The 12731-nt window shown below is 74.7% G+C and carries 8 protein-coding genes; 6 read left to right on the top strand and 2 right to left on the bottom strand.

Annotated elements, in window-relative coordinates; all coding sequences use genetic code 11:
- Positions 1-124 precede the first annotated feature (124 nt).
- On the top strand, positions 125-904 hold the full coding sequence (locus tag QK440_RS27370; RefSeq protein ID WP_282795901.1) for a hypothetical protein: 780 nt from the start codon (positions 125-127) through the stop codon (positions 902-904).
- A 317-nt stretch (positions 905-1221) separates the two neighbouring features.
- Complete coding sequence (locus QK440_RS27375; protein ID WP_282795902.1) at positions 1222-2361, top strand: glycosyltransferase family 4 protein; 1140 nt, start codon at positions 1222-1224, stop codon at positions 2359-2361.
- Between the two features lie 24 nt (positions 2362-2385).
- Here QK440_RS27375 and QK440_RS27380 read toward each other — a convergent pair whose 3' ends face one another.
- Together QK440_RS27380 and QK440_RS27385 are read right to left on the bottom strand one after the other, a co-directional pair.
- On the bottom strand, positions 2386-4044 hold the full coding sequence (locus QK440_RS27380; protein WP_282795903.1) for a PucR family transcriptional regulator: 1659 nt from the start codon (positions 4042-4044) through the stop codon (positions 2386-2388).
- 147 nt (positions 4045-4191) lie between these two features.
- A complete protein-coding gene (locus QK440_RS27385; RefSeq protein ID WP_282795928.1) occupies positions 4192-5997 on the bottom strand; it encodes a glycoside hydrolase family 15 protein in 1806 nt (601 codons plus the stop codon).
- Positions 5998-6498: 501 nt separating this feature from the next.
- On the opposite strand from QK440_RS27385, the gene QK440_RS27390 reads away from it, so the two are divergent.
- The 4 genes from QK440_RS27390 to ald all read left to right on the top strand — a co-directional run bounded on the left by QK440_RS27390 (position 6499) and on the right by ald (position 12572).
- Entirely contained in the window at positions 6499-8148 is a 1650-nt protein-coding gene (locus QK440_RS27390) for a CTP synthase (RefSeq protein ID WP_190139201.1), read from the top strand.
- 89 nt (positions 8149-8237) lie between these two features.
- A complete protein-coding gene (locus QK440_RS27395; RefSeq protein ID WP_282795904.1) occupies positions 8238-8864 on the top strand; it encodes an NUDIX hydrolase in 627 nt (208 codons plus the stop codon).
- Between the two features lie 274 nt (positions 8865-9138).
- A complete protein-coding gene (locus QK440_RS27400) occupies positions 9139-11313 on the top strand; it encodes a tetratricopeptide repeat protein (RefSeq protein ID WP_282795929.1) in 2175 nt (724 codons plus the stop codon).
- A gap of 134 nt (positions 11314-11447) precedes the next feature.
- Positions 11448-12572, top strand: coding sequence for an alanine dehydrogenase (gene ald, locus QK440_RS27405; protein ID WP_282795905.1), 1125 nt, complete (start codon positions 11448-11450; stop codon positions 12570-12572).
- The last annotated feature ends 159 nt before the right edge of the window (positions 12573-12731 follow it).

Consider the following 12731-nt stretch of genomic DNA (forward strand, 5'->3'; position numbering starts at 1 on the left):
TTTGAGGACGAGGCGCGGAGCGCCGAAAAGCGGGGTGCCAGGGGCGGCAGCCCCTGGTTTCGGGAAAGGGGCGGGACTGGGGCGCCCCGCGAGGGCCGGGGCCCGGCGGCCTACAGTGCTGGGCATGACCTCCCGCCGCCTCCCCGCCTTCCTCAGCGCAGCCGCAACGACCCGCGGAGCCCTCACCACCCTCCGCACCCGCCCCCCGGGCGGCCCGGCCCGCTGGCGGCGGGTGAACTTCGCGGGACGGGACGTGGACCTGTACGGCGGACCCGCGGTGGCCGCGGGCGCCGCACTCGGGGCCGGGGCGCTCGCCGCGCGGCCCCGGGCGGCCGCGGGCCTCGCCGTGCTCGCCGCCGGCGCCTGCGGCGCGTACGACGACGTGCGGGGCGCGGGCGACCCGCGCCGGGGCTTCCGCGCGCACCTGCGGGCGCTGCGCGCGGGCGAGGTCACCAGCGGCGCGGTGAAGCTGTTCGGCGTCTCGGCGGCGGCGCTCGCCGCGGGCGCGCTGCTCAAGGAGCGGCCGGTGGACAAGGTGCTCGCGGGCGTCGTCATCGCGGGCACCGCGCACCTCGTGAACCTGGTGGACGTCCGCCCGGGCCGCGCCGCGGCGACCGTGCTCGCCCTGGGCGTCCCGGGCCTGCTGCGCGCCGAGCCCGGCGCCACCCTGGCCGCCGCGTCGATGGGCGCCGCGGCGGCCGTCCTGCCCGACGACGCGCGCGGGCGCACGATGCTCGGGGACACCGGGGCGCACGCCCTGGGAGCCGCCCTGGGCACCGCGATCGCCGCGGGCAACGGCCGCGCTGGCCTGGTCGCGCACGCGGCCGGACTGGTGGCCGCCGCGGCGTGCGGGGACACGGTGAGCCGAGTGGCGGCCTCCGGGCCCCGGGGCGCGGCAGGGTAGAGATCCGGCCACGCCGATCTCCGCCGAAGGCTTCCTGCGAGGGCCCCGGTGTTGCGAAGATGCGAGGGCCGACGGGGAGTGCGCGCGGGTGGTGCCCGGTCCCGAGTCCGGCCCGCGCACCTGCTCATCCGTGAGAGTGATCCCGTACACGGAGTTGCCCGGCCGGATCCGGAAGGGGGTCTTTCGGCTGTGCCGGAACGGCCGTACGGACTGGCATCCTTGGCGCGGTGACGGGCGGGAGCCGACCGCCCGAACCGCCGGCGCCCACCCGTCCGTCGGCGTGCCGCCCGCCGACCCGACCCAGGAGTCCCGGCCACGTGAGCCACGTGAGCAGCCCCGTACCGCAGGGCCAGACGCCGCTGCACACCGTGCACGTCCTGGGCGGCGGCAGCGCCGGAAGCAGCGCGCACGTCCGGTCCCTGGCCACCGGCCTCGCCGCGCGGGGCGTGCGGGTGACCGTGTGCGCCCCCGCGGAGGCGGAGGAGACCTACGACTTCGCGGGTGCCGGAGCCCGGCACGTCGCCGTGCCGCGCCGCGGCGACCCCGCGTCCGTGGCCGCGCTCCGGGCGGCCTGCGCGGACGCCGACCTCGTGCACGCCCACGGCCTGCACGCCGGGCTGCGTACCGCCCTCGCCCTCACCGGCCGCCGCGTCCCGCTCGTCGTCACCTGGCACACCCGCGCCCACGCGTCCGGTGCCCGCGACCGCGTCCTGCGCCTGCTGGAGCGGCGCGTGGCCCGGGCCGCCGCCGTGGTCCTCGGCACCTCGTCCGACCTCGTCGACCGGGCCCGCCGCCGGGGCGCGCGTGACGCCCGGCTCGCCCCCGTCGCGCTCCCCGCGCCCCGCCGCGCCGACGCCCCCGACCGCGAGCCCGACCCGCCCCGCCACAAGATCCGCGCCGAGGTCGGTGCCGTGGACCGGCCGCTGCTGCTCGCCGTGGGCGCGCTGGAGGCCCACCGGGGCCACGACGTCCTGCTCGACGCCGCGCGCGTCTGGGGCCGCCTGGACCCGGCGCCGCTGCTCGTCGTCGCGGGGGAGGGGGAGCTGCGCTCCGCGCTCCAGGCCCGCATCGACGACGAGGGGCTGCCGGTGCGGCTGCTCGGGCGGCGCGACGACGTCCCCGAGCTGCTCGCGTCCGCCGACGTCGCGCTGGTGGCGAGCCGTTGGGAGTCCCGCTCCCTGCTCGCCCAGGAGGCCCTGCACGCGCGTGTGCCGCTGGTGGCGACCGCCGTGGGCGGCATCCCCGAACTCGTCGGCGACGCCGCCGAACTCGTCCCGTACGGCGACGCCGAGGCCCTCGCCGACGCCGTGCTGCGGCTGCTCACCGACGAGGAGCGCCGCGCGGAGCTGCGGGACAGGGGCGCCGCCCAGGCGGCGACCTGGCCGACCGAGGACGAGACGGTGGCGCAGGTCCTCAGCGTGTACGACGAGCTGACCCGCCCGGGCACGTCGCTCTGAAGCCGCCCGTGCCGGTCCCGCCCCTCACACCGTCCCGGGCGGCGGGCCCGGCACGTGCCGGCGCGCCCGCAGGGCCAGGCTCAGCGCCAGGACGGTCTGCGGGTCGTCGAGGTCCGTGCCGAGCAGCTCGCTGATCCGGGCCAGGCGGTTGTACAGGGTCTGGCGGTTGAGGTGCAGCTCGCGCGCGGTCTCCGCCTTGCGGCCCGCGTGCGCCAGGTACGCCTCCAGGGTGGGCAGCAGCGGCGGCCTGGAGCGCTGGTCGTGGACGCGCAGCGGGCCGATCGCGCGGTCCACGAACGCCGCCAGGTCGGGGTGGGCCCGCAGCCGCCACAGCAGCAGGTCGATGTCCAGGCGCCGCGCGTCGTACCAGGGGCGCTCCGGCAGGCCCTGGGCCGCCGCGGCCGTCTCGGCGGCGTGCCGCAGCCCCGCCGAGGCCGCCGCCCAGCCGCCCGCGACCCCCACGACGACCACCGGGGCGGGCGCGTCGGCCCGGCGCATGCCCGCCCGCTCGACCCCGGCGCGCAGGGTCGCGGCGACCCGGTCCGCGACGCTCGGGCGCTCCGCCTCCGAGCGCAGCCCCAGCAGGAGCGGAACCCTCCCCTCCACGGGGCGTACGCCGAGCAGTGCCGGTACGCCCACCGCCGTCAGCTCCTCCGCGACCGCCCGCGCGAGCACCGCCCAGTTGCTGCCGGAGGGCGGTCCGGCCGCCGCGTCCGCGAGGCGCATCACCACCGGGAGGAGCGGTCCGGGGCCCGGCTTGAAGCCGAGCACGCGGGCCTGCGCGGGCGCGTCCTCGGCGGTGACGCGGCCCTCGGCGAGGTCGGTGAGGAAGTCGCCGCGGCCGCGCGCGGCCAGCTCCTCGTCCTGCCGCGCCTGCATCAGCACCACCGCGAGGCTGCTCGCGGCCCGCTCGGCCGCGATCCGGTGCACGGGCAGCAGCGCGGACTCGACGGCCAGCAGCACGAGGCGGGCCCGCACCGCGTCCGGGCCGGGGCCGCCGCCGGGCACGTCCACGAGCACCGCGCCCGCGGGTGGCTCCCGGCGGTCGGCCTGCCGCTCGCGCAGGCCCTCCCACACCTGGAGCGGGTCCGCGCAGGTGCCGCCCGCCCCCGCGGCGTACAGGAGCCGGCCCTCGGCGGTCTCCAGGAAGACGGGGTTGCCGCTGAACTCGGCGAGGACGGACAGGACGTGCGGGGCGCCACCGCCGGCGAGGAGCGCCTCGGTGCAGCGCCGGTGCACCTCGTCGGCGCGGCGCAGGAGCGCGTAGTGGCCGTTGACGATCTCCGTGTGCACCTCTTCGGTGACCGTCACGAACGGCACCTCGCGGTGCAGCTGCACCAGCGGCAGGCCCGCGGCGCGCGCGGTGTCCACGAGGGCCGCGGGCAGTTGGGCGAAGCGCGGGCCGAGCTCGACGACCAGGGCGGCGATGCCGCGCGCGGCGAGGTCGCGGATGAAGGCCCGCTGGTCGGCGGGGCGCGCGCCGAGGCCGAGGCCGGTGGTCAGGAGCAGCTCGCCGCCCTTGAGGAGGGAGGCGATGTTCGGCACCTCGCCCGCGTGCACCCAGCGCACGGTCCGCCGGAGCCGGTCGGCGCCCGCGACGACCTCCGGGAGCCCGCCGCGCAGACCGGGGAGCTCCAGCGCCCGCTGTACGGTGATGCCGCCCCGGGTGTCCTGACTGTCCATGGGGCGGACGCTACCTGACCTGGGCCGGTGCCCTCCGCCGCCCGGTGGCGCAGCCGGGGACGCCCTCGGGGCGCCGCCCGGGGTGTCCGGCGGGCCGTGTCCTGGCGGCCGGGACTTCACCCGGCCGCAACCTACCCCGCCCGGCCGCTAGCCCCCGTACGCCCCCGAGGCGGTCAGCCGCAGCGCCGTGTCGATGAGCGGCACGTGGCTGAAGGCCTGCGGGAAGTTGCCCACCTGGCGCTTCAGGCGCGGGTCCCACTCCTCGGCGAGCAGGCCCAGGTCGTTGCGGAGCGCGAGCAGGCGCTCGAAGAGCTTGCGGGCCTCGTCCACGCGGCCGATCATCGCCAGGTCGTCGGCCAGCCAGAACGAGCAGGCCAGGAACGCGCCCTCGTCGCCCTCCAGGCCGTCCACGCCCGCGTCGTCGCCGGACGTGGGGTAGCGCAGGATGAAGCCGTCCGGCGTGGACAGCTCGCGCTGGATGGCCTCGATGGTGCCGATGACGCGCTTGTCGTCGGGCGGCAGGAAGCCGACCTGCGGGATGAGCAGGAGCGAGGCGTCCAGCTCCTTGGAGCCGTAGGACTGCGTGAAGGTGTTCCGCTCCCGGTCGTAGCCCTTCTCGCAGACGTCCCGGTGGATCTCGTCGCGCAGGTCGTGCCACCGGTCCAGCGGGCCGTCCGCGTCACCGGACTCGAGCAGCTTGATCGTACGGTCGACGGCGACCCAGGCCATGACCTTGGAGTGCACGAAGTGGCGGCGCGGGCCGCGCACCTCCCAGATGCCCTCGTCCGGCTCGTTCCAGTGCGTCTCCAGGTAGCGGATCAGCTTGATCTGGAGCAGCGAGGCGTAGTCGTTGCGGGCGAGGCCCGTCATGTGGGCCAGGTGCAGGGCCTCGGTGACCTCGCCGTAGACGTCGAGCTGGAGCTGGTGCGCCGCGCCGTTGCCCACCCGGACCGGGCCGGAGTTCTCGTACCCCGGCAGCCAGTCGAGCTCGGCCTCGCCGAGCTCGCGCTCGCCCGCGATGCCGTACATGATCTGGAGGTTCTCCGGGTCGCCGGCGACGGCCCGCAGCAGCCACTCGCGCCAGGCGCGCGCCTCCTCGCGGTAGCCGGTGCGCAGCAGCGAGGAGAGGGTGATGGCCGCGTCGCGCAGCCACGTGAAGCGGTAGTCCCAGTTGCGGGAGCCGCCGATGTCCTCGGGCAGGGAGGTGGTGGGGGCGGCGACGATGCCGCCGGTGGGCGCGTACGTCAGGGCCTTGAGCGTGATCAGGGAGCGCACCACCGCCTCGCGGTAGGGCCCGTGGTACGTACAGTGCTCGACCCACTCGCGCCAGAAGTCCTCGGTCGCCGTGAGCGCGGCCTCCGGCTCGGGCAGCGGCGGCTGCTGCCGGTGGGAGGGCTGCCAGGACAGCGCGAAGGCGACGCGCTCGCCGGGCGCGACGGTGAAGTCGGAGTACGTCGTCAGGTCCTTGCCGTAGGTCTCGGCGGTGGTGTCGAGCCACACCGAGTCCGGTCCCGCGACGGCCACCGTGCGGTTGCCGACCTTGTGCACCCAGGGCACCACGCGGCCGTAGCTGAACCGCATCCGCAGGGACGAGCGCATCGGCACGCGGCCGCTGACGCCCTCCACGATGCGCACGAGCTGCGGCGCGTCGTTGTCCCGCGGCGGCATGAAGTCGGTCACCCGCACGGTGCCGCGCGGGGTGTCCCACTCCGACTCCAGGACGAGCGAGTCACCGCGGTACGACCTGCGGGTCGCGGCCGGGGGCGGGGTGCCCGGGCCGTGCGCGGGGCCCAGGCGCCAGAAGCCGTGCTCCTCGGTGCCGAGCAGGCCGGCGAAGACGGCGTGGGAGTCGAAGCGCGGCAGGCACAGCCAGTCGACCGTGCCGTCCCGGCAGACCAGCGCCGCGGTCTGCATGTCTCCGATCAGTGCGTAATCCTCGATGCGCCCGGCCACGTGCATCCCCATTCAAACGGCCACGTTCGCCCGCTCTCGGGGCGCTCGTTCTACGGTCAAGGGTTCGCTGTAAAAACGAACTGCCGGGCTCGAGTGTTTCCGGTGGTCTCCAGAACATGCCGACGGGGGATGGTTCCGCCCGCGCGCGCTCGGCAGCAAGTGTCCGAGCAACATACATCGGTACCCAGGGAATCTGCCCCCTCGTCCAGGCATCGTGGCTACGCCGAATGAGTTGCGGCCCTCACACGGGTCCGGGCGGCGGACCTCCCGGCGCGCGTACGTGCCCGGCGGGTGAAGATCATGTACGCGAGGTGAAGGTGCGTGTCAAGACGTGACCGGAAGCAGGCCACTCTTGACGCTGATACCCTGGTAGCCCGTGAGCCGGTGGTCATCGAACCCCCGAACCGCAGCGACGGCAACCTCCCCCGAGCATTCCACCGAGGGCGGAGCGGACGGCCGTACGCACCCCAGACCGCGACGCACGGGAGCCCCCCCTTGGCCATGCCACCCACATCCACGACGACCAAGCACATCTTCGTCACCGGGGGCGTCGCCTCCTCGCTCGGCAAGGGCCTGACGGCCTCCAGCCTGGGTGCGCTCCTCAAGGCGCGGGGCCTGCGGGTCACGATGCAGAAGCTCGACCCGTACCTGAACGTCGACCCCGGCACGATGAACCCGTTCCAGCACGGTGAGGTCTTCGTCACCAACGACGGCGCCGAGACCGACCTGGACATCGGCCACTACGAGCGCTTCCTGGACGTCGACCTCGACGGCTCGGCCAACGTCACCACCGGCCAGGTCTACTCGCAGGTCATCGCCAAGGAGCGGCGCGGCGAGTACCTGGGCGACACCGTGCAGGTCATCCCGCACATCACCAACGAGATCAAGCACCGCATCCGCCGCATGGCCACCGACGACGTCGACGTCGTCATCACGGAGGTCGGCGGCACGGTCGGCGACATCGAGTCGCTGCCGTTCCTGGAGACCGTCCGCCAGGTCCGCCACGAGGTCGGCCGCGACAACGTCTTCGTCGTGCACATCTCGCTGCTGCCCTACATCGGCCCCTCCGGCGAGCTGAAGACCAAGCCGACCCAGCACTCGGTCGCCGCCCTGCGCAACATCGGCATCCAGCCGGACGCCATCGTGCTGCGGGCCGACCGCGAGGTGCCGCTGTCCATCAAGCGCAAGATCTCGCTGATGTGCGACGTCGACGAGGCCGCCGTGGTCGCCGCGATCGACGCCAAGTCCATCTACGACATCCCCAAGGTCCTGCACACCGAGGGCCTGGACGCCTACGTCGTGCGCAAGCTCGACCTGCCCTTCCGCGACGTGAACTGGACGCAGTGGGAGGACCTCCTCGACCGGGTCCACAACCCCGACCACGAGGTCACCGTCGCGCTCGTCGGCAAGTACATCGACCTGCCCGACGCCTATCTGTCGGTGACCGAGGCGCTGCGCGCGGGCGGCTTCGCCAACCGCGCCCGCGTCAAGATCAAGTGGGTCACCTCCGACGACTGCAAGACCCCGGCCGGCGCCTCCCGCCAGCTCGGCGACGTCGACGCGGTGTGCATCCCCGGCGGCTTCGGCGACCGCGGCGTCACCGGCAAGGTCGGCGCGATCACCTACGCCCGCGAGAACAAGATCCCGCTGCTCGGCCTCTGCCTCGGCCTGCAGTGCGTCGTGATCGAGGCCGCGCGCAACCTCGCCGACATCCCGGACGCCAACTCCACCGAGTTCGACGCCGCCACCGCCCACCCCGTCATCTCGACCATGGCCGAGCAGATGGACATCGTCGCGGGTGAGGGCGACATGGGCGGCACCATGCGCCTCGGCATGTACCCGGCCAAGCTCGCCGAGGGCTCCGTCGTCCGCGAGGTCTACGACGGCAAGGAGTACGTCGAGGAGCGCCACCGCCACCGCTACGAGGTGAACAACGCCTACCGCGCCGACCTGGAGAAGAAGGCGGGCATCCTGTTCTCCGGCACCTCGCCCGACGGCAAGCTCGTCGAGTACGTCGAGTACCCGCGCGAGGTCCACCCGTACCTGGTCGCCACCCAGGCCCACCCGGAGCTGCGCTCGCGCCCGACCCGGCCCCACCCGCTCTTCGCGGGCCTGGTCAAGGCCGCGGTGAAGCGCAAGACGGGCGAGTAACCCAGGAGAGATACGGTGGCCGGGGTACGCGCTCCCAGCGGGGGCGCGTACCCCGGCTTTCGTCTGCACATGTGGAAGGACAGGACGACATGACGCTGAAGGACACCGCGGAGGAGTGGCGGATCACGGCGAGTGAGACGCCGTTCACCGGGAACAAGACCGCCGTGCGCACCGACGACGTCGTCATGCCCGACGGCTCCGTCTCCCGCCGCGACTACCAGGTCCACCCCGGCTCCGTCGCCGTCCTCGCCCTGGACGAGCACGACCGCGTCGTCGTCCTGCGCCAGTACCGCCACCCCGTGCGCCAGCGCCTCTGGGAGATCCCCGCGGGCCTGCTCGACGTGCCCGGCGAGAACCCGCTGAACGCCGCGCAGCGCGAGCTCTACGAGGAGGCGCACATCAAGGCCGAGGACTGGCGCGTCCTCACCGACGTCTACACCACGCCCGGCGGCTGCGACGAGGCCGTGCGGATCTTCCTCGCCCGCGAGCTGTCCGAGGCCGAGGGCGAGCGCTTCGCGGTCGAGGAGGAGGAGCTGGACATGGAGCTCGCGCGGGTCCCGCTCGACGAGCTCGTCCGCGGCGTCCTCGCGGGTGACCTGCACAACAACTGCCTGGTCGTGGGCGTGCTCTCGCTCACGGCGGCGCTGCGCGGCGACGGCCTCGACGCGCTGCGCCCGGCCGACGCGCCCTGGCCGGCGCGGCCCTTCGAGTCCTGAGGTCCGTCCGGGCGGCCCCGCGGGTCCGCCCGGACGGGTGCGGTGTGACCATCTCCTGATCCGATCGGGCGACTTGCCCGCGCCGCGGCGCCGGGAACGCGGCAAGGCCTGAACTAGGCTCTGCAAGCGTCCCGCCCGGAGTCCCGGCGGGTTCGTTCGCAGGCGGACGGGAGCGTTACCCGTGACGGATCAGGCGGTCGACACGGACGGTGCGGCGCGGGCCACCGCACCCCCGCCCACGAGTGCGGCGGCCGGCGCCGACGGGGGCGGGTTCGTGGGCCGCCACCGGGAGCTCAAGGAGCTCCGCGCCGACATCGACCGCGCCGGACTCGACACCCTCTCCGGCCGCAAGGCGCCCCGCGCCCGCGTCCTGCTCATCGCGGGCCGCCCCGGCTCCGGCCGCACCGCCCTCGCCGAGGAGCTGGCGCGCCGGCTCGCCGACGACTACCCCGACGGCATCCTGCGCGCCCGCCTCACCGACCCCGACGGCACGCCCGTCCCCACCGAGCGCACCGCCCGGGACCTCCTCGACGCCCTCGCCGTGCCCGCCCCCGCGGGCGCGGACGCGGACGAGCTGGCCGCCACGCTGCGCGCCGCCCTCGCCGACCGCCGCGCCCTGCTGCTCCTCGACGACGTCGCGGAACCCACCGAGATCCCCGACGTCCCCGCCGTCCGCGCTGTCCCGGACGCCCCGGACGTCACCGGCGCCGCCGACGGCACGGACACCGACTCCGACGCCGATCCCTACGCCGTTCCCGACGCGGATCCGGACGACCGGCCCCCGGTGGCCGCCGGGGGCGCCGCCCAGGTCGACCCGCTGCTCCCGGACACCCCCGACTGCCTGGTCGTCGCCGTGTCCGGCGGCCCTCTCACCGGCATCCCCGACGTCCGGCCCTGCACGATCGGCGGCCTGGACACCAAGGCCGCGGTCGAGCTGCTGACCCGCAGCGCGGGCTCGGTGCGCGTCACCGTCGACCCGCGCTCCGCCGAGACCCTGGCCGAGGCGTGCGAGGGGCACCCCGCGGCCCTCGTGATCGCCGGCGGCTGGCTCGCGGCCCGGCCCAAGGCCGCCGTCGCCGACCTCGCCAAACAGGTCCGCGAACTGCCCGAGGAGGGCCTGGCGGACTCGGGGCTCGCCCGCGTCTTCCGGCACGCCTACGCCGGCCTGCCCGCCCCCTCCGCCCGGATGCTGCGCCTGCTGTGCCTCGCCCCCGCCGGGTACGTCGACCCGCACACCGCCTCCGCGCTCGCGGGCTGCTCGGTGCACGGCGCCCGCGCCGCCCTCGACGACTTCGTCGCCCTCGGCCTGCTGCGGACGGTCCCCTCGCCGCTGCCGCAGTACGAGGTGCCGGGCTGTCTCGTACCGCTGCTGCGGAGGCTGATGGAGACCCAGGACCGGCCGGGCGAGGTGCAGTTGGCCCGCGCCCGGATGCTGGAGCGGACCGTGCGGCTGCTCCAGTCCTGCCGCGCCGTCACCGAGCCCGGCGACGCCGCCGCGCGCGCCAAGCTGGCCGGGCTGCCCCGCGCCCTGCGCTTCCCGAACCCGCGCGCCGCCGCCGAATGGCTGCGCATCCGCCAGCCCGCGCTGCTCGCCGCCGCCCGGCTCGCGGTCGCCGACGGGGAGCTGGACACGCTCGCCCGGCGGCTGATGTCGGCCCTGGCCCGGGCCCTGGCCGCGCACCGCGGCACCGAGGCCGCCGCCCCCGAGCTGTACGGCATCCACCAGCTCGTCCTCGACGTCGCCGAGCGCCGGCACCTGCCGCGCGAGCAGGCCGCGGCGCTGCTGAACCTCGCCGACCTGGACGCCCGGACGGGCCGCACGCACGAGGCCCTGGCCCGCTACCGCGCCGCCCTCGACTGCGCCCGGGCGGCGGGCGACCCGTACGCGACCGGCCGCGCGATGGAATCCGTGGGCGGCGCCTACCAGGAGCTGGGCGACTTCTCGCGGGCCGCCGACTGGTACGGCAGGGCGCTCACCCACCGCCAGGCCCGCGACGAGCGCGCCGACGCCGCCCGGCTGCACGGCCGCATCGCCACCGCCCACACCTACGCCGGCCGCTACGGCGAGGCCCTGCGCAACTGGCGCTCGGCCGTCGCGGGCTACCGCAGGCTGGGCGACCTGCCGGCCCGCGCCCGGGCGCTGGGCGAGCTGGCCCGGGTCCAGGAGTACGCGGGCCGCCCCGAGGACTGCCTGCGTACCTGCCGGCAGGCCCTGGAGCTGGCGCGTCAGGCCCAGGACGTCCGGCTGCTCGCGGCGCTCCAGCTCCGGCTCGCGGACGCCCTGGACCGGCTCGGCGACCCGACCGCCGCCCGGCTGCACCGCGCCGCCGCCGAGCGCATCCTGGGAAGTGGGCCCTCCGACGGATCCGCCGAGGTCGCGGGCCCTGCACTTCACGATGGAGCCCCGGCTTCCGCCTACGAAATCAGTAGTCCATCTGGCCAAGGTTGATGCTTTGAAAGGCTAGACAGCGAGAAATCCTTCATTAGACTGGCTCCGCCGCGTGTCTACGCGGTGTCTTCCGATGCGCTCGCGTGCGTACCGGTTTGGACCGCATTGCCCGAAATCCCCCTGAGCCAAGGACCGTGATCGACGTGAAGGTCGGCATCCCCCGCGAGGTCAAGAACAACGAGTTCCGGGTGGCCATCACCCCCGCCGGCGTGCACGAGCTGGTGCGCCACGGCCACCAGGTCGTCATCGAGCGGAACGCCGGCGTCGGCTCCTCGATCACGGACGAGGAGTACGTCGCCGCCGGTGCCGAGATCCTCGGGACCGCCGACGAGGTCTGGGCCGCCGCCGACCTGCTGCTGAAGGTCAAGGAGCCCATCGCGGAGGAGTACCACCGCCTCCGCAAGGACCAGACCCTCTTCACCTACCTGCACCTGGCCGCCTCCAAGGAGTGCACGGACGCGCTCCTGGAGTCGGGCACCACCGCCATCGCGTACGAGACGGTGGAGCTGCCGAGCCGCGCGCTGCCGCTGCTCGCCCCGATGTCCGAGGTGGCGGGCCGCCTGGCCCCGCAGGTCGGCGCCTACCAGCTCATGCGCGCCAACGGCGGCCGCGGCGTCCTGCCCGGCGGTGTCCCGGGCGTGGCGGCGGGCCGGGCCGTGGTCATCGGCGGCGGCGTCTCCGGCTGGAACGCCGCGCAGATCGCCATCGGCATGGGCTTCCACGTGACCCTGCTCGACAAGGACATCAACAAGCTCCGCGAGGCCGACAAGATCTTCGGCACGAAGATCCAGACCGTCGTCTCCAACGCCTTCGAGCTGGAGAAGGCCTGCCTGGAGGCCGACCTCGTGATCGGCGCCGTGCTCATCCCGGGCGCCAAGGCCCCCAAGCTCGTCACCAACGAGCTGGTCTCGCGCATGAAGCCCGGAAGTGTCCTTGTCGACATCGCGATCGACCAGGGCGGCTGCTTCGAGGACTCGCGCCCGACCACGCACGCCGAGCCGACCTTCCCGGTGCACGAGTCGGTGTTCTACTGCGTCGCCAACATGCCCGGCGCGGTGCCCAACACCTCCACGTACGCGCTGACCAACGCGACGCTGCCGTACATCGTGTCCCTGGCCAACAACGGCTGGGTGGAGGCCCTGCGCCGCGACCCGGCGCTCGCGCTCGGCCTCAACACACATGAGGGCAAGGTCGTTTACAAGGAGGTCGCCGAGGCGCACGGCTACGAGCACGTGGAGCTGGACTCCCTGCTCGGCTGATCTCGGCGAACGTCAACAAAAGTCGTCAATCTCACGCCAGCGGCCGGACCTTGCGAGGGGTCCGGCCGCCGCTGGTTCGGCGCGAACACGCTCAACTCGCCGTGAAAATTACCCTTTAACCGTTTCGCCCACCCCGGAAATGTCCCGACGACGCGGCGT

It is taken from the genome of Streptomyces sp. CC224B (assembly GCF_030010595.1).
Classification (GTDB): Bacteria; Actinomycetota; Actinomycetes; order Streptomycetales; family Streptomycetaceae; genus Streptomyces; species Streptomyces longispororuber.